Annotated in this window: 18 protein-coding genes; 7 read left to right on the top strand and 11 right to left on the bottom strand. The window is 63.5% G+C overall.

Annotated features, from left to right (window positions below; translation table 11 throughout):
- Nucleotides 1–109 precede the first annotated feature (109 nt).
- Together NKJ64_RS01880 and NKJ64_RS01875 are read right to left on the bottom strand one after the other, a co-directional pair.
- The gene (locus tag NKJ64_RS01880) at nucleotides 110–640 is read right to left on the bottom strand and encodes a hypothetical protein (protein ID WP_352461868.1); all 531 of its coding nucleotides are present in this window, start codon (nucleotides 638–640) and stop codon (nucleotides 110–112) included.
- Complete coding sequence (locus tag NKJ64_RS01875; RefSeq protein ID WP_352461866.1) at nucleotides 633–1,241, bottom strand: CGNR zinc finger domain-containing protein; 609 nt, start codon at nucleotides 1,239–1,241, stop codon at nucleotides 633–635. Before NKJ64_RS01875 ends, NKJ64_RS01880 begins: the two co-directional genes overlap by 8 nt.
- A 148-nt stretch (nucleotides 1,242–1,389) precedes the next feature.
- On the opposite strand from NKJ64_RS01875, the gene NKJ64_RS01870 reads away from it, so the two are divergent.
- From NKJ64_RS01870 to NKJ64_RS01855, 4 genes are all read left to right on the top strand, one after another.
- Nucleotides 1,390–2,295 (top strand): branched-chain amino acid ABC transporter permease, encoded by a 906-nt coding sequence (locus NKJ64_RS01870; RefSeq protein ID WP_023746552.1) that lies wholly within the window; start codon nucleotides 1,390–1,392, stop codon nucleotides 2,293–2,295.
- A 197-nt stretch (nucleotides 2,296–2,492) separates the two neighbouring features.
- Entirely contained in the window at nucleotides 2,493–3,098 is a 606-nt protein-coding gene (locus tag NKJ64_RS01865) for a TRAP transporter small permease subunit (RefSeq protein WP_023683517.1), read from the top strand.
- Nucleotides 3,095–4,873: a TRAP transporter large permease gene (locus NKJ64_RS01860; RefSeq protein WP_023750422.1), complete on the top strand. Its 1,779-nt coding sequence runs from the start codon at nucleotides 3,095–3,097 to the stop codon at nucleotides 4,871–4,873. The genes NKJ64_RS01865 and NKJ64_RS01860 overlap by 4 nt, the downstream gene beginning before the upstream one ends.
- A gap of 33 nt (nucleotides 4,874–4,906) precedes the next feature.
- The gene (locus NKJ64_RS01855) at nucleotides 4,907–5,935 is read left to right on the top strand and encodes a zinc-dependent alcohol dehydrogenase family protein (RefSeq protein ID WP_023689236.1); all 1,029 of its coding nucleotides are present in this window, start codon (nucleotides 4,907–4,909) and stop codon (nucleotides 5,933–5,935) included.
- Nucleotides 5,936–6,186: 251 nt separating this feature from the next.
- Here the strand turns inward: NKJ64_RS01855 and NKJ64_RS01850 are convergent, their stop codons facing one another.
- Nucleotides 6,187–7,296 (bottom strand): TRAP transporter substrate-binding protein, encoded by a 1,110-nt coding sequence (locus NKJ64_RS01850; protein ID WP_023671351.1) that lies wholly within the window; start codon nucleotides 7,294–7,296, stop codon nucleotides 6,187–6,189.
- 294 nt (nucleotides 7,297–7,590) lie between these two features.
- Here NKJ64_RS01850 and NKJ64_RS01845 point away from each other — a divergent pair, with 294 nt between their 5' ends.
- On the top strand, nucleotides 7,591–8,364 hold the full coding sequence (locus tag NKJ64_RS01845) for a gamma-glutamyl-gamma-aminobutyrate hydrolase family protein (RefSeq protein ID WP_023703661.1): 774 nt from the start codon (nucleotides 7,591–7,593) through the stop codon (nucleotides 8,362–8,364).
- Between the two features lie 10 nt (nucleotides 8,365–8,374).
- Here the strand turns inward: NKJ64_RS01845 and NKJ64_RS01840 are convergent, their stop codons facing one another.
- The 6 genes from NKJ64_RS01840 to NKJ64_RS01815 form a co-directional block, all read right to left on the bottom strand.
- Nucleotides 8,375–8,785: a hypothetical protein gene (locus NKJ64_RS01840; RefSeq protein WP_023683514.1), complete on the bottom strand. Its 411-nt coding sequence runs from the start codon at nucleotides 8,783–8,785 to the stop codon at nucleotides 8,375–8,377.
- An 82-nt stretch (nucleotides 8,786–8,867) separates the two neighbouring features.
- Nucleotides 8,868–9,851, bottom strand: a complete 984-nt coding sequence (locus NKJ64_RS01835; protein WP_023746556.1) for a 2-hydroxyacid dehydrogenase — start codon at nucleotides 9,849–9,851, stop codon at nucleotides 8,868–8,870.
- Entirely contained in the window at nucleotides 9,848–10,870 is a 1,023-nt protein-coding gene (locus NKJ64_RS01830; protein WP_023671355.1) for a LacI family DNA-binding transcriptional regulator, read from the bottom strand. The genes NKJ64_RS01835 and NKJ64_RS01830 overlap by 4 nt, the downstream gene beginning before the upstream one ends.
- Nucleotides 10,871–10,937: 67 nt before the next feature.
- On the bottom strand, nucleotides 10,938–11,822 hold the full coding sequence (locus NKJ64_RS01825) for a DMT family transporter (protein WP_032886143.1): 885 nt from the start codon (nucleotides 11,820–11,822) through the stop codon (nucleotides 10,938–10,940).
- Nucleotides 11,823–12,003: 181 nt separating this feature from the next.
- Nucleotides 12,004–12,231, bottom strand: a complete 228-nt coding sequence (locus NKJ64_RS01820; RefSeq protein WP_352461864.1) for a LysR substrate-binding domain-containing protein — start codon at nucleotides 12,229–12,231, stop codon at nucleotides 12,004–12,006.
- Nucleotides 12,231–12,905, bottom strand: coding sequence for a LysR family transcriptional regulator (locus tag NKJ64_RS01815; RefSeq protein ID WP_352461863.1), 675 nt, complete (start codon nucleotides 12,903–12,905; stop codon nucleotides 12,231–12,233). The genes NKJ64_RS01820 and NKJ64_RS01815 overlap by 1 nt, the downstream gene beginning before the upstream one ends.
- 128 nt (nucleotides 12,906–13,033) lie before the next feature.
- Here NKJ64_RS01815 and NKJ64_RS01810 point away from each other — a divergent pair, with 128 nt between their 5' ends.
- Nucleotides 13,034–13,822 (top strand): alpha/beta fold hydrolase, encoded by a 789-nt coding sequence (locus NKJ64_RS01810; protein WP_023683512.1) that lies wholly within the window; start codon nucleotides 13,034–13,036, stop codon nucleotides 13,820–13,822.
- Here NKJ64_RS01810 and NKJ64_RS01805 read toward each other — a convergent pair.
- Nucleotides 13,819–14,226: a DUF2000 family protein gene (locus tag NKJ64_RS01805; protein WP_023683511.1), complete on the bottom strand. Its 408-nt coding sequence runs from the start codon at nucleotides 14,224–14,226 to the stop codon at nucleotides 13,819–13,821. The genes NKJ64_RS01810 and NKJ64_RS01805 overlap by 4 nt on opposite strands.
- 46 nt (nucleotides 14,227–14,272) lie before the next feature.
- Here NKJ64_RS01805 and NKJ64_RS01800 point away from each other — a divergent pair, with 46 nt between their 5' ends.
- Nucleotides 14,273–15,136, top strand: a complete 864-nt coding sequence (locus NKJ64_RS01800; RefSeq protein ID WP_023826667.1) for an AraC family transcriptional regulator — start codon at nucleotides 14,273–14,275, stop codon at nucleotides 15,134–15,136.
- Between the two features lie 26 nt (nucleotides 15,137–15,162).
- Here the strand turns inward: NKJ64_RS01800 and NKJ64_RS01795 are convergent, their stop codons facing one another.
- Complete coding sequence (locus tag NKJ64_RS01795) at nucleotides 15,163–15,633, bottom strand: MarR family winged helix-turn-helix transcriptional regulator (RefSeq protein WP_023694717.1); 471 nt, start codon at nucleotides 15,631–15,633, stop codon at nucleotides 15,163–15,165.
- Nucleotides 15,634–15,647 lie beyond the last annotated feature (14 nt).

Below are 15,647 nucleotides of genomic sequence, written 5' to 3'. Positions count from 1 at the left end.
CAAAGCGCAACGAACGATCCGCTGCCGTCGCGTATTCGGCACGAAATCGGTCCGCGGCGGTTGTCCGGCGACCAGAAATTTCCACGCAGTCGCGCCGGGCAAAGACGCGTCAGCCTTTCGAGCAATCCGGCTTCGGCTCACCCGGCAGCTTGCCGTCGGGATGGCCGGCAAGATCGGGATTGGCCGTATAGAGCTGGTCGACCACCAGCGGCCGGTCGGGAAGGATCGACTGGTCCTCGCTCGACATCAGCGTCGTGTCGATGTTCTGCAGGAACGTGCCGTCAGGACCCCTGATGCTGATCGAAATCGCATAGGGCTTGTCCTTGACGATACAGGTCAGCGCCGGGCTTTCCAGGCTGACCTTGTCGAGCTTCGGCCAGACCTTCTGCTCGATCACCAGGGGAGGACCGCCAGCCGGATTCTGGAAGCTGGCGACCGCAACCTGGCCTTTGCCCATCGGCTGCAGGGGCCGCAGCGTCACGACATAGGTCGCCCGGGCGAGGCGGTAATTGAAGACGACGACCTTGCCGGAAACCTCGAACAGCTTGCCGTCGCCGCCGGTGTCGCGGCAGGCGCCAAGCGCAACGGCTGCAATGAGCGCAGCACCGACAAGGATCGGACGAAAAACAACCCTAAGCATTGTTGACCTCATGTGCCGCCGTGCGGCGGCGATAGTGACGGCTTGCTTTCTGGCGGTTGCCGCACACAGCCATATCGCACCAAAGGCGGCTGGAATTGCGGCTCCTGTCGACGAACAGCCAGCTGCAATTGGGACAGATCCTGAGCCTGGCGACCGTGTCGTCGCGCAGCAGCGACAAGGCCGAAACCGCCAGCGCCGCCTCGAACGCGATCGGCGTCGATGGATCGCCGAACGGTCTACCCGGTGCGCCGATTTCGGCAGGGCTCCGATCGAGGCCGTTGGCGCAGGCCTTGAGAAAAGCGGCGAGGTCGCCGGCGGCAAGCGCACCTTTCGACACCGCGCCGCGAAACAGGCGGTCGGTCGTCTCGCGGATCGCCAGCACCGCCGGGGCGATCCTGTCCGGCGAGGTCGCCTCCAGCGGTCTGCCGCCAAGCTCGGCACCGCGAAAGCCGGTTGCGGCGTTGGCGAAGCGCGCGATCTCGGCCGGATCGGCAAAACGGTCGAAAGTCTTTTCCGGATCGTTGCGCAACACCACGGTGTTGGCCGTATCGAGCGCAAGAATGCCGCCGGTGAAGCGATGTGGGGTCCAAGATACTGTCATATCAGAAATCTAACCGATAAATCGCGTTTGACAAGTTAGATTTTACGATGCAAACCTTGGCGCGGGCTCCGGCGCAGGATTTTGTTGAGGCAAGTCGTTGCCCCAAAACCGCTTTGCACTTTTGGGCGACATGCCCTGAAAGCTGTCCATGCTCTATTTCTTCCAGCAGGTGCTGAACGGGCTGCATTCCGGCGCGCTCTATGCGCTGCTTGCCTTCGGCTACGTGCTGACCAACGGCATCCTGCACCGGACCAATCTCGCCTATGGCGCGCTGTTCGCCTTTTGCGGCCAGACGATGATCCTGACCGTGGCCTTCGGCTATCAGGTATTGTGGCTGACCTTGCTGGCGGCAGTGGTGCTCGGCGTCGTCACGGCTTTCTTTTATGCCGCGCTGATCGGCCACGTGCTGTCGCGCAGCGTCTTCGAACCGCTGGCCGACCGCACGCCCAATGCCATTGTGGTGACGACGCTCGGCATCCTGCTGGTGCTGTCGGAAGCAAGCCGTATCGCCGCCGACACGCATGATTGGTGGCTGCCGCCGATGCTGGCGCAGCCCATCGTTTTTGCTCAGGATGCCGGCTTCCAGGCGACGCTGACGCTGATCCAGCTCATCGATTGCGCGGTGGTTCTGGCGGCAATCATGCTCGCTGCATGGGCGTTTGCCCGCTCGGGCTTCGGCCGCCGCTGGCGCGCCGTCTCCGACGATCCCAAAGCGGCTGCCATGTGCGGCGTGGACGTGCGTGCAGTGTTCCGGCATGCGGTGCTGTTCGGCGGTTTCTGCGCCGCGCTGGCCGGAATCATGGCCGCCCTTTACTACGGCAATGTCAGCTTCGGCTCCGGCCTTGTCTACGGGCTGAAAATCCTGTTCGTGACGGCGGTGGGCGGCTATCTCTCTCCGCCTCGGGCCGCGCTCGGTGCGGCCGCCTTCGGCATGGCGGAGTCGCTATGGGCCGGCTATTTCCCGGTCGAATGGCGCGATGGCTGGATGTATCTGTTCCTGGTCGCGGCACTTGTGCTGATCGGTCCTGGCCGCGACCAGCAGAAGATCGCCTGATCGCCGCATCCGCTGTCAGACTTTGGTTGCATGACGCAGCAGCCGGTCGGCACTTTATCCCCTGCCTCCCGTCACGACGGCGTTGATCGCGCCATGCCATGTTGACCCGCCGAACCACGCACGGCATACCGTTGGGCCACAGCGGCGCGACGGAAAATACGGGAGCCGGCGCGCCTTCGACCTGAGGGAGGAAATGCATGGCAGGGCTGCTCGCTCTATCGAGAACGATTGACCGTATGAACGAGTTCATCGGCAGGTGGATATCGTGGCTGATCCTGCTGGCAATCCTGGTCAGCGCCGCCAATGCCATCATCCGCAAGGTCTTCGACGTCTCGTCGAATGCCTGGCTGGAACTGCAGTGGTACCTGTTCGGCGCCGCCTTCATGCTGGCCGCCGCCTATACGCTGAAGCAGAATGACCATATCCGCATCGACATCGTCTACGGCATGTGGTCGCGCCGCGTGCAGCACTGGATCGACCTGCTCGGCCATGTCTTCTTCCTGATGCCGTTCGTGACGCTGATGGTGATCTATTTTGTCCCCTACGTGTCGCTGTCGTTCCGCAGCGGCGAAATGTCGAACAATTCCGGCGGCCTGATCATCTGGCCGGCCAAGGCGATCCTGCTCGTCGGCTTCTTCCTGCTGGCGCTGCAAGGCATCTCCGAGATCATCAAGAAGATAGCCATCATGCGCGGCGACATGGACGATCCCAATCCGTTCATCTCGGTGCACGAACAGGCCGAGCTCGAGGCTAAAGCCCTTGCTGAAGAGGCCAAGGCGCTCGCCCAGGAGGCGCGCCCATGATCGAGTTCATCGCCCAGAACATGGCGCCGATCATGTTCGCTTCGCTGATCATCTTCCTGCTGATCGGCTATCCCGTCGCTTTTTCACTCGCCGCAAACGGCCTGATGTTCTTCTTCATCGGTGTCGTGCTGTCGCCCTATTCGGGCGGCTCGATCAACCTGGCGTGGCCGCTGCTGCATGCGCTGCCCGACAATTTCTACGGCAGCCGGGTGATGTCGAACGACACGCTCTTGGCAATCCCGTTCTTCACCTTCATGGGCATCGTGCTGGAACGATCGGGCATGGCCGAGGACCTGCTCGACACGATCGGCCAGCTGTTCGGCCCGGTTCGCGGCGGCCTTGCCTATGCGGTGATTTTCGTCGGCGCGCTGCTTGCCGCTACCACGGGCGTGGTCGCGGCTTCGGTCATCGCCATGGGCCTGATCTCGCTGCCGATCATGCTGCGCTACGGCTATGACCGACGACTGGCGTCGGGCGTCATCGCGGCATCCGGCACACTCGCCCAGATCATCCCGCCGTCGCTGGTGCTGATCGTTCTGGCCGACCAGCTCGGCCGTTCGGTCGGCGACATGTATGCCGGCGCGCTGATCCCCGGCCTGGTGCTGACCGGCCTTTACACGCTCTACATCCTGACCATGTCGATCGTCCGGCCGAACTCGATGCCGGCGTTGCCGCTGGCGGCCCGCACGCTTGGCCACGGCGTGCTGTCGCTGCTCGCGGCACTGCTGGTGGCAGTCGCGGCTTCCTATGCGGCCTATCGCTACCTTGCGCCGGCGCATGGCGACAATGCCGATATCCTTGGCGCCAGCATCGGGGTGATCCTGATCTATATCGTGGCGATCGCCGACAAGGGCCTGAACATCAACATGATGTCCAGGTTGGCGCAGCAGGTGATCATCGTTTTGATCCCGCCTCTGGCGCTGATCTTCCTGGTGCTGGGCACCATCTTCCTCGGCATCGCCACCCCGACGGAGGGCGGCGCCATGGGCGCGGTTGGCGCCCTGGCGATGGCGGCAATGAAGGGGCGGTTGTCGCTGGATGTCATCAAACAGGCGCTCGCGTCGACCACCAGGCTTTCCTCCTTCGTGCTGTTCATCCTGATCGGCGCGCGGGTGTTCTCGCTGACCTTCTACGGCGTCAACGGCCACGTCTGGGTCGAGCATTTGTTGACGTCGCTGCCGGGCGGCGAAGTCGGGTTCCTGATCGGCGTCAACATCCTGGTCTTCGTGCTCGCCTTCTTCCTCGATTTCTTCGAGCTCGCCTTCATCATCGTGCCGCTTTTGGCGCCGGCAGCCGATAAGCTCGGCATCGACCTGATCTGGTTCGGCGTGCTGCTCGGCGTCAACATGCAGACCTCCTTCATGCACCCGCCTTTCGGCTTTGCGCTGTTCTACCTGCGCTCTGTCGCCGCGCGCGTGCCCTATCTCGATCGCCTCACCGGCAAGCAGATCGCGCCGGTGACCACCGGCCAGATCTATTGGGGCGCCGTGCCCTTCGTCTGCATCCAGGTGATCATGATCGGGCTGACCATCGCCTTCCCGCAAATGGTCATGCGCTACAAGGGTGCGGCCGTCGATCCGGGAACGATCGAGATCAACTTGCCTGATATGCCAGGCCTTGCGCCTCTCGGCACACCACCACCAGCCAACGGTGGCCCATCACCCGCGGCGCCACCGTTGAACGATCTCTCGCAGCCGCCGAATTTCGGCGAGACGCCGCCCGCCAAGCCGGCGGCGCCGGCGACCGACCTGTCGCAGCCGCCGAACTTCAACTGATGTGTGAACACTGAGAACCTGAGTGAGGATGTTATGAGAGCCGTGCGCCTGGAAGCCGTGGGCAGCATTGCGCTACGGGAGGTCGACAAGCCTGTTGCGGGACCGCAGGACGTTCTGGTGCGCGTCGAAGCCTGCGGCGTTTGCGGCACCGACCGTCACCTCCTCCACGGCGAATTCCCTTCGAGCCCACCGGTGACGCTTGGTCACGAATTCTGCGGCATCGTCGAGGCTGTCGGTGATGCGGTTTCCGGCATCGCCATCGGTGACCGTGTTACCGGCGATCCCAACATCTTCTGCGGACGCTGCAGTCATTGTCGGGCTGGCCGGGTCAATTTGTGCAGCAATCTCAGGGCCATCGGCATCCATCGCGACGGCGGCTTCGCCGACTACGTCGTGATGCCGCAGAGCCAGGCCTTTCTTCTGCCTGCGAACCTCAAGCCAACGCATGGCGCCTTCTGCGAGCCGCTGGCCTGCTGCCTGCACGCTGTCGACCTCGCCGGAATCAGACCCGGCGCTGCCGTGGTGGTGCTTGGTGGCGGCGTCATCGGCCTGCTTACCGTGCAATTGGCGAGGCTCGCAGGAGCGGCGACCATCATCCTGTCGACGCGGCAGGCCTCCCGCCGTGCGCTCGCCGAAGAGCTCGGTGCAACGACGACGGTCGACCCAAGCGCGGTCGACCCGATCGAGGCGATCGCCGGCCCAGCCGGCCTTGTGCCCGGCGGGGCCGACGTGGTGCTCGAATGCGCCGGTGTCCCCGATACCGTCGAACAATCGATGCGGCTGGCGAAGTCCGGCGGCTCGGTGGTGATCGTCGGCGTGATGCCGCAAGGCGTGAAAGTGCCCTTCGAACCGTTCGACATCCTGTTTCGCGAGCTGAAGGTTCTCGGCTCGTTCATCAATCCCTTCACCCACAGGCGGGCGGCGGACCTTGTCGCGTCCGGCGCAATCGAGATCGACAAGCTCATCTCAAGGCAGGTCGGCCTGGAGGAAGCCGCCTCGGTGATCGCCAATCCGGCAGCGCCGGGCGAGGTCAAGGTGTTGGTTGTGCCGGGCAGGGAATGAAGGGCAGCCTCAATCCTGCGGTGTTGGCGATTGGCGAAACGGCGATGACCGCGCCCCTCTCCCCGTCACTATACGGGGAGAGGATGCCGGCAGGCAGGTGAGGTGCAGCGTCAACGCTTGGAAAGATAAGCTATAATTTCGGGGCGGCTACCAAGCCCAAGGCGATCAATCGCCGAAGTTTGCGCCGCCCCTCATCCACCTGCCGGGACCTTCTCCCAGTATAGTGACGGGGAGAAGGGACAGATCCCAGCCTACAGTTTGCCGTTGCGCTGCTGGACCATCATGAAGGTGTCGTAATTGTACTCGGCCACCTGCGCCCACAGATAGTGCTCCTTGCGGAAGCCCTTGATCGAGTCCCAGATCTTCTTGAACGGTGCGTTGGTGGCTTCCATTTCGGTGTAGACCTCATTGGCCTTCTCGAAACAGGCGGCCATGATGTCCTGGCTGAACGGGCGCAATTTCGCGCCGCCGGCCACCAGCCGCTTCACCGCCGCAGGATTGAGAAAATCGTATTTCTGCAGCATGTTGGCGTCCGCCGCCTGCGCGGCGGTGTGCACAAGCGACTTGTAGGCGGGCGACAGCTCCTCGTACTTGGCCTTGTTGAACAAGAGATGGACGGTCGGGCCGCCTTCCCACCAGCCGGGATAATAGTAGTAGGGCGCGACCTTGTAGAAGCCGAGCTTCTCGTCGTCATAGGGGCCGACCCATTCGGCGGCGTCGATCGTGCCTTTTTCCAGCGCCGGATAGATGTCGCCACCGGCGATCTGCTGCGGCACGACGCCGAGCTTCTGCACCACTTTGCCGGCAAAGCCGCCGATGCGCATCTTGAGGCCGGACAGGTCGGCGACGGTGTTGATCTCCTTGCGGAACCAGCCGCCCATCTGCACGCCGGTGTTGCCGCCGGGCAGGCCGAAAAGACCCTGCGTGGCAAGAAACTCGTTGAACAGGTCGATGCCGCCGCCATGATAGTGCCAGGCGTTCATGCCGCGCGCGTTGAGCGAGAACGGCACCGCCGCACCGAGCGCCCATGTCGGGTCCTTGCCCCAATAATAGTATGACACCGTGTGGCAGGCCTCGACGGTGCCGGCAGTGGTGGCGTCGGCGGCCTGCAGGCCGGGCACGAGTTCGCCGGAGGCGAAGACCTGGACCTGGAAATTGCCGTCCGTCGCCTCAGACAGCATCTTGGAGAAGACTTCGGCGCCGCCATAGATCGTATCGAGTGACTTGGGAAAGGATGACGCCAACCGCCACGTCACTTTCGGATTGGACTGGGCGATTGCCGGTGCGGCTAGCGTAGCGGCAGCCGCCGCTGCGCCCACGCCGGTGACCCCGGCCTTGCGGATGAATGAACGACGATCCATGCAGTTCCTCCCTATTGGACCAACAACCGATATCAGGGACATCTCCTCACGTCCGGTATCGATTTGCCCGAAACAATACACGGGCAAAAGGTCGAGTCCAGCATGGTGGCGGGATTTGACGGCGGCGCTGGCGACAAATCCGCGGGCCGGCCGGCCAGCCTGCAACTATAGTCTAACGTTCGCCGCGTGGCCCATGCGAGATGGCGAAACTTGCCATGGAAAAGCGCCTTCGGATCGCCTATTTTGCAGGCACAATAGCTATTCGCTTCGCGCCAAATGGAATCCGGACCCAAAATGCACCAGCCGCTCGTCGCCATATCAACCGACGTCCGTCAGTTCGACAACTACACCTGGCATGCCGTCCCGCAGCAATATATCGAGGCAGCACTTTCCGGCGCCGGCGTGTTCCCGCTTTTGGTGCCGTCATTCGGTGACCGGCTCGACTTCGACGAGCTGTTGTCTTCGGTCGACGGTGTCATGGTCACTGGCTCGAAGTCCAACGTGCATCCATCGCTCTATGGCGGCGACGCCAGCGAAGCCAACGGCCCCTACGACCCGGCGCGCGATTCCACCACGCTGCCGCTAATCCGCAAGGCGATCGAGCGCGGCGTGCCGCTGCTTGCCATCTGCCGCGGCATCCAGGAGTTGAACGTTGCGCTGGGCGGCACGCTTGGCACCGAGATCCAGGAGCGCGAAGGCTCGCTCGACCATCGCGCGCCGGTGAGCGACAACCAGGACGAACGCTTCGCCATTCACCAGACCATTTCGATCAAGCCGGGCAGCTGCCTGGCCGGCGTGTTTGGCGCCGGCGACATCAAGGTCAACTCGCTGCACCGCCAAGGCATCGACCGGCTCGGCTCGAAGCTGCAGGTCGAGGCGGTTGCCGGCGACGGCACGGTGGAGGCAGTTTCGGTGAAGGACGCCCGCGCCTTCGCCGTCGGCGTGCAATGGCACCCCGAATACTGGGTCAAGTCGGACGGCAACTCGGCCAAGATCTTCCGCGCCTTCGGCGATGCGGTGCGCCTGCATGCGGCGGCGAAGGCCGGCGCGCGGGCGGCGGCGGAATAAATCCCGACGATCAATTGCCGGCGGATTGATCCCGTTCGCCGGTTGTCGCCAGCGAAAGCAGCGGCGTGGCCGGAGCGTAGGATTCGTAGCCGTCGCCATCCGCAACCGAGAAGGTGACGATCGGGTCGGTGCCGTCGGCGCTGAACGCGATCGTGCCGTCCTCGCCCTCTCGCCAGAATTTTGCCCGCTCGATCCCCGGCAGCAGCCCGCGGCAGTTCGGCGCCACGGTCAACAGCGACAGGCCATCGTCAATCGCGGCGCCGCGGCTAACCGCGCAGTCGCCTTCGTCGCCATTGGCGACCAGCCTGAAGGTGGTTGCCGGCCTTGCTTCATTGGCCGAACTTTCACTGCTGCCGCCGTGAAACAGCTGAAAGCCGGCGAAAAGTGCCGCTGCCGCAATCAATGCCGGAAGTTTCGTCATCTTGCACTCCGCGCCCCCCGGCGCAGATGCAGAATGATTCCAAAGCGTTAAGCCGACGTTAACGAGTGTGGCAGACAGCCGCTCAGCTTCGTGGCTTGACTTGCGCCGTCTCCGGCACCGGGGTCAGTGGCCGGCGCTCGCTGAACCAGGATACGAGATTGTCGACGCACAGATCCGCCATGGCGCGGCGCGTGTGGTGCGAGGCCGAGCCGACATGGGGCAAAAGCGAGGTGTTGGGCGCCTCCAGCAAAGCCTTAGGCACATTCGGTTCATCGGCGAAAACATCGAGCCCGGCGGCGGCGATGGTGCCGTTGGCAAGCGCTGCGGCGAGGTCTGCCTCGTCGACCGTGCTGCCACGGCCGATGTTGACGAAAACGCCGTTGGCGCCAAGCGCCGCCAGGATTTCGGCATTGACCGCCTTCTCCGTGGAAGCGCCGCCCGGCACTACGGAAATCAGCGTATCGACCGCTTCGGCAAGGCCCTTCAGCGTCGGGTGGTATTCATAAGCCAGACCTTCGACCTTGCGCCTGTTGTGGTAGGCCACCGGCAGCCCGAACGCTTCCAGCCGGCGCGCAATGGCAAGGCCGATGCGGCCCATGCCGAAAATGCCGACATGCCGACCGCGCAAGGTCAGCCGGCTCAGCGGATAGTTGCCCTTCTTCACCCAACTGCCGTCGCGCAGCCATTTCTCGGCGTTGTAAAGTTCACGCACGGTGTTGAGCAAAAGGCCGATCGTGGTGTCGGCGACCTCCTCGGTCAAAACATCGGGGGTGTTGGTGACCATGATGTTTTTCTTGGCCGCATGGCCGGCATCGACCGAATCATAGCCGACGCCGAAGGAGGCGATGAGTTCGAGGTTGGGCAATGCATCCATCAATGCCGCATTGACGCCGGCGAAGGACGCAATGGCGCGCACGTCATGGCGCATCTCGTCGGTGACCAGGGCGGGATCGGCGCGCTCTATCTTGACCCGCTTGAAGGTGCGGTCGATGCGCTCGACCGCATGGTCGTTGAAATGTCCCGGCACCAGAACGGCGACGGTCTGCAACGCATCCGTCTTGGTCATGCACGCTCCACCGGCTTGCCGGTCGACTGGCGCACATGCAGTTCCGGCTTGATCAGTTCCTGTGACGGCCGTACCGCCTGTCCGTTCAATTTGTCGAGCAGCGCGCTGGCGGCACGGCGGCCAACCTCTCGCTGGCCATTCCAGACCGTGGTGAGCGCCGGTGTCGCGATTGCCGCCTCCTCGAGATCGTCATAGCCGGTGACCGATATGTCGGCGCCCGGCACCAGGCCGGCGCGGGCAATGCCGTTCATCAGCCCTATGGCGACGAGATCATTCCAGCAGCAGGCGGCGGTTGGCTTGTCTTTAAGCGCCAAAAACTGTCCAGCCGCCTCGAATCCGCCCTGCTTGGTGCGCGGCCCGGCAATGCGCCAGGACGGCCTGACTTCCAGCCCGGCGGCTTCCATGGCGTTGAGATAGCCCTGGTAGCGGTCGCGCCCGGTCGAGGTCTGGTCGGTGCCGCCGATCATGGCGATGCGCTTGTGGCCGAGCGAGATCAGGTGATTGGTGGCAAGTGCTGTGCCATAGGCATCGTCGCCGCGAAACACCGGCACGTCGGCGCCTTCCACGCTGCGTGCGATCAGCACCGCCGGCAGGCCGTTTTCTTCGGCCATGACGATGTCGGAAGCCGGCGTGCCGATGGCCGGCGACATGATGACGCCATCGGCGCCGAGCTGCAGCAGCGTGTCGATGAAGGTGCGCTGCTTTTCCAGCTGGTCGTAGTGGTTGGACAGGATAAAGGTCTGCCGGCTGCGATCGAGTTCGCTTTCGATGGAGCGCAGGATCTCGGCGAAGAACGGGTTCATGATGTCGTGCACGACGACGCCGACAATCCCCGAGCGCGAGGTGCGCAGTGAGGCGGCGCGGCGGTTGTAGATATACCCGATGGCCCGCGCATGCTCCTTGATGCGGTCACGCGTGGCGCCTGCGACCAGTGGACTGTCGCGCAAGGCGAGGGATACCGTGGCCGTTGAGACGCCAAGCGCATCCGCGATCGTCGAAAGCTTGATCTTTTGTGCCAGCCCTTCGCTCCCCGAGTTTTTTTAAAATTTTTTAAATGCGGCGTTATGCCATCGGATTCGGAGCAAATCAAAGTTTTTTCGCCAGCGCCTCCGCCTCGGCATCGACGGTCGTGCGATTGCGCAGCCGCAAACGGTGCTCGCGATGGATGATGTAAAGGCCGCTGGCGACGATGATGGCTGCACCCACCAGCGTCCAGCGGTCGGGGAACTGGTGGAAGATGATCCAGCCGGACAGGATCATCCAGACCATCTGCGAATAGGGGTACGGCGCCAGCGCCGTGGTGGTCGCCAGGCGGTAGGCCTGCACCAGCAGCCAGTGGCCGCCGGCGCCGAACACGCCCAGCATCACCAGTATGAACCAGTGCCAGCCATCCTGCGGCAGCCCATGCGAGAACGGCAGCATCGGCAGAAGCAGCACGGCCGGCGCCAGCGCCGAAAACAGGATCAGGCTTTCCGAGGTTTCGCTGGCTGACATCCGCCGCGTCATGATGACGTAAAAACTGTTCGACAGCATCGAGCCGAGCGCGAAAAGATGGCCGATGCCGAACACGCCGATGCCCGGCCTTGTAATGACGAGCACGCCGACAAAGCCCGACAGGATTGCCAGCCAGCGCCGCCAGCCGGCCCATTCACCAAGCAGCGGTCCGGCAAGGGCGGTGATCACCATCGGCCCGAAGAAGTAGATCGAGGTGGTCTCGGCCAGTTGAAGCGTTTTGAGCGCCATGACGTTGCACATCGTCGAGCCGAACAGCAGACCGCCGCGCAGGATGTGGGCCGGCAAATTGTTGGCGCGGAAGCGCGACGGCTCGCGCCAGCCGCGCAGGAAGACGCCGACAAGCAGGACATGGACGGTGAAGCGGGCCCAGGCGACGATCAGCGCCGAGACGCCGGCCAGCACCAGATATTTGCTCGATGTGTCGAGAAAGGTGAAAAAGACATAGGTCGAAAGCATGAACAGCATCGCCGCGGGCGGCGTTGCGCTTTCGTCTGATTTTGCGGGAACGTTCAATGTCAGGCCGGGCAGGGAGGATCAACGCTTAACCTTTGCGGCAATCGCCTGCGCCCGGCAAGCCAAAAGCGACTGGCACAACAGGAGCCGCGCGCAGGCTCAGCGCGGGCCGATCCTATGCCGGCTAAAGCGCCTCGCCGGATGCCACTTGCGCCTGGAGATGAAGCCACAACGCCTGGGCGACGGGTCCGTGCGGTCGGTCGCGCCGGCGCACCGCCGCCAGGGTCTCCGTCCGGCCGGGCAGATGTGCACCAGCGATCGAGATCAGCCTCCTATCCCGCAGTTCGTCCTCGATCAGCCATGCCGGCAGATGGCCCCAGGCCAATCCGTGAAGGATCAGTTCCTTCTTCATCAGATGATCCGGCACCGAGCACTGATGCGCACCGTCGACGGGAAATAGCTCTCCGGCGACGGCCGCCGCGCCGTGTCGCGGATCACGCACTGGGTGAAGGGCCGCATCTGCTCCGGCGCAATCTCGCGGCCAGGCGCGAACGGAAGGAACCCAGGCGCCACCACCGGCACGAGGGGCACCGCGCAGAGATGGATCCGCTCGAGATGCGGATCGGAAGGATCCGCGCGATGGAAGATGAGGTCAGCCTCTCCTTCCATCAACCGTTCGAGCGGACCGCCGACCGCCTCGTACTCCAGGTGCAGGCGTGTCCCGGTGCGTTCGGCAAAGAAGCCGCTGAGCATAGGCAGGATTTGCGGTCGCGGGCAGAGATCACCCACGACCACACGCAGGACCGTCTCCTCGCCACTCGCCAACTGGCCCGCATAGGTTCGCAGATGGTCGAGCTCGCGCAATGTCAGCTGCGCTCGCGCGTGAAACTCGCGGCCCGCCTCCGTCAGCCCCACCCGATATCCGCTGCGGTCGAGAAGTGTGAGCCTGAGCAACTGCTCGAGGCGTGCGACAGCGGCGAAGACGGATGGATGCGATCGGTTCAAGGCAAGGGCGGCCGCCTGGAAGCTGCCCTCGCTTGCCACGGCGTCAAAGCACCGTAGGTCGTGGAGTTTCAGACCATTCATTATCGCCAAAACCTACTGAGATTGTCCAATCATAGTAATTTTCCTGGATAATTACGAGGCCTAGGGTGGCTCATTCAAAGGGCGGCGGGAGCATCTAACTCCTTTCGCCAGGGTGAGATGAGGACCAGATGACTGACACGCTTTATTTTACGACGGGCGACGGCTGCCGGATCGCCTATCAGCTGGCGGGGGCCGGCCCTGTGCTTGTGCTCTCGAATTCCATTGCGACGAACCTGCATATGTGGGACCGGCAGCTAGCGGAACTTGCCGGATCTTTCCGGGTGCTGCGCTATGATCTGCGCGGCCACGGCAGTTCCGATGCTCCGGCCGGAGCCTATTCGCTTGATCGGCTGGGCCGCGACGTCCTTGAGCTGCTGGATGCGCTTCAAATCGCCCGCGTGCATTTCTGCGGGCTGTCGCTGGGCGGCTTCGTAGGGCAGTGGCTGGGTATCCATGCCTCGGAGCGCATCGAGCGTCTCATCCTTTCCAACACCTCGCCGCATCTCGGGCCGGCTTCTTACTTTGATGAGCAGATCAGGACTGTCCTTGCAGCGAGCAACATGTCGGCCACCGCGGACATGTTCATGCACAACTGGTTTCCCGCCTCGATGCTTGCCGGCCCAAACGAAACCGTCGACGCGTTCCGCGCGATGGTCCTGGCGACGCCGCCCCAAGGTCTCGCGGGATGCTTCGCCGCCGTACGCGATTGCGATCTGCGCCGGACTGTCTCCCTCATTACCGCGCCCACCCTGGTGATCGGTGGAGAAGACGACAAGGTAACGCTGGCAAGCCACAGCGAGGCGATCGCAGCCAGCATTCCCGGCGCCACGCTTACACTGCTTCCGGGCGTCCATATGCTGAACGTCGAGCGGCCGACTGAATTCATGAGCGCCGTTACACGCTTCCTGCTGAATTAGGCGTGCATGCGGGCGCCCTTGGTGATCTTGTCGACGAGTTTCTTGTCGGCACGCAGCGCGATGCCGACGATCTTGGCGTCCTCAGGCCCGAACTCGGCGAAGACCGCGCGGTTGGCCGCATCGAAGCCGGTGGCAAACATCTCCTCGACATAGGCTGACCCCGTCACGCCCCGCTCCAGCGCCTTCCGGTGGATGGAGTTGAGCGTCGGCCCATCGGCCGAAAGCACGATGACCGGCTGGATCGACAGAGGATTGTAAAGGTTGCCGGCGCGGTCGCGGTAGGGTTCGCCGATAATGGCGGGGAATTGCGCGACGATGCCGCTGGTCAGGAAGGCGGCGACGTTGAGCTTTTGCCAGACGGCGAGATCGTCCCGCAGCACGATTGCAAATTTCGTATCGAACACCAAAATGAGGACTCCGGAGCACGCCCATGAAGGGCAGGGATAGGTGATGACGCACGATCTAGAAGGTGAGGCGACGCAGGGTCTTGAACGTTCGTGCGCGGATGAAGACCGGATCGTCTCGGCGCCTGTTACCGCTGGCATCGAGCGCATCGAGGCGCATTTCCATGGCAACGCCTTCGACCTGCACCGTCATGATACGCTTGCCGTCGGCGTGACGCTTTCCGGTGTGCAGCGCTTCCACTACAGGGGCACTGTCAACCACAGCCTGCCCGGCCAGGTTATCGTGCTGCATCCCGACGAAGTGCACGATGGCGGCGCCGGGACCGAGGATGGTCTGCGCTACCGGATCCTCTATCTGGAGCCGTCACTGCTGCTCGACTGCCTCGACGGCGCGCCGCTGCCTTTCGTCAGGGATGCTGTGGTCAGCGATCCTGCCTTGCGTGGCACGCTGCTTTCGGCCCTGTCGCCGCTCGATGAGGAACTGGACGAGCTGTTCGTCGCCGATTTCGTTGCGGAGCTGGCGCAGCATCTGGGGCGTCATGCGGGACAGAAAGCAAAGCCGATGGGGAGGTCGGCCTCACGTGCGGCAGCGCTGGCGCGCGGCTATCTCGAGGAGAATGCGGAGCGGTCCGTTCGTTCCGATGAGCTGGAAGCCGTCACCGGGCTCGACCGCTATGCGCTGTCACGCCATTTTCGCGCGACCTATTCCACCAGCCCGCATCGGTTCCTGCTGATGCGCCGGCTGCAAAAGGCAAGACGGATGATCGAGGTGGGCGAGCCGCTGGCCGAGATTGCCGTTGGCGCCGGCTTCAGCGACCAGAGCCATTTCAACAGGCATTTCAAGAAAGCATTCGGCCTGACGCCCGGCCGCTGGTCGGCGCTGGTGCGCGGCCCTTCGGTGGCGGCCTAGCTCAAGACACGCGGCCGCCGTGCCGGTCAGTCGTCGATGTCGGCGTCGTCGTCGACGAGCACCAGCTCCTCGTTCGACAAATTGGCCTCGATGCGGGCGAGCAGCTTGAACAGCGTCTTCTGTTCTTTCTTGTCGAGGCCCTTCAACGCCTGCTTTTCGGTCTTCTTCACCGACTTCTCGATGGCGTGGATGATCTCGCGGCCGGTGTCGGTGAGAAAGATATGCGCCTGGCGTGCATCCGCGGAAGAGGCGCGCTTTTCCAAAAAGCCCTGGGCCTGCAGCCGGTTTATGGTCTTGGTGATGGTCGGCGGGCGCACGCCCAGGCGGCCGGCGAGATTGCCGGGCGTCTGGCCGTCCTCGCGGTCGAGCGTCAGCATGATCTGGTCCTGGCCGGCATAGAAGCCGTGCGCCAGAAGCCGCGCCGCCAGCGCGGTCCTTGCCAGCCTTGCCGCCGAATGCAGCCGGCTCATCGTTGCAGTCTTGTCCGCCTTGGCCATGGTGATCCCTCTTC

The sequence above is a fragment of the Mesorhizobium sp. M0062 genome, from assembly GCF_040323125.1.
Classification (GTDB): domain Bacteria; phylum Pseudomonadota; class Alphaproteobacteria; order Rhizobiales; family Rhizobiaceae; genus Mesorhizobium.
This window is presented reverse-complemented; position numbering and strand designations above follow the sequence as displayed.

Excerpts from the sequence above, each read along its gene's own strand:
- NKJ64_RS01880 (WP_352461868.1), bottom strand. The coding sequence starts at position 640 with ATGCTTAGGGTTGTTTTTCGTCCGATCCTTGTCGGTGCTGCGCTCATT.
- NKJ64_RS01875 (WP_352461866.1), bottom strand. The coding sequence starts at position 1,241 with ATGACAGTATCTTGGACCCCACATCGCTTCACCGGCGGCATTCTTGCG.
- NKJ64_RS01870 (WP_023746552.1), top strand. The coding sequence starts at position 1,390 with ATGCTCTATTTCTTCCAGCAGGTGCTGAACGGGCTGCATTCCGGCGCG.
- NKJ64_RS01865 (WP_023683517.1), top strand. The coding sequence starts at position 2,493 with ATGGCAGGGCTGCTCGCTCTATCGAGAACGATTGACCGTATGAACGAG.
- NKJ64_RS01860 (WP_023750422.1), top strand. The coding sequence starts at position 3,095 with ATGATCGAGTTCATCGCCCAGAACATGGCGCCGATCATGTTCGCTTCG.
- NKJ64_RS01855 (WP_023689236.1), top strand. The coding sequence starts at position 4,907 with ATGAGAGCCGTGCGCCTGGAAGCCGTGGGCAGCATTGCGCTACGGGAG.
- NKJ64_RS01850 (WP_023671351.1), bottom strand. The coding sequence starts at position 7,296 with ATGGATCGTCGTTCATTCATCCGCAAGGCCGGGGTCACCGGCGTGGGC.
- NKJ64_RS01845 (WP_023703661.1), top strand. The coding sequence starts at position 7,591 with ATGCACCAGCCGCTCGTCGCCATATCAACCGACGTCCGTCAGTTCGAC.
- NKJ64_RS01840 (WP_023683514.1), bottom strand. The coding sequence starts at position 8,785 with ATGACGAAACTTCCGGCATTGATTGCGGCAGCGGCACTTTTCGCCGGC.
- NKJ64_RS01835 (WP_023746556.1), bottom strand. The coding sequence starts at position 9,851 with ATGACCAAGACGGATGCGTTGCAGACCGTCGCCGTTCTGGTGCCGGGA.
- NKJ64_RS01825 (WP_032886143.1), bottom strand. The coding sequence starts at position 11,822 with ATGCTTTCGACCTATGTCTTTTTCACCTTTCTCGACACATCGAGCAAA.
- NKJ64_RS01820 (WP_352461864.1), bottom strand. The coding sequence starts at position 12,231 with ATGAAGAAGGAACTGATCCTTCACGGATTGGCCTGGGGCCATCTGCCG.
- NKJ64_RS01815 (WP_352461863.1), bottom strand. The coding sequence starts at position 12,905 with ATGAATGGTCTGAAACTCCACGACCTACGGTGCTTTGACGCCGTGGCA.
- NKJ64_RS01810 (WP_023683512.1), top strand. The coding sequence starts at position 13,034 with ATGACTGACACGCTTTATTTTACGACGGGCGACGGCTGCCGGATCGCC.
- NKJ64_RS01800 (WP_023826667.1), top strand. The coding sequence starts at position 14,273 with ATGACGCACGATCTAGAAGGTGAGGCGACGCAGGGTCTTGAACGTTCG.
- NKJ64_RS01795 (WP_023694717.1), bottom strand. The coding sequence starts at position 15,633 with ATGGCCAAGGCGGACAAGACTGCAACGATGAGCCGGCTGCATTCGGCG.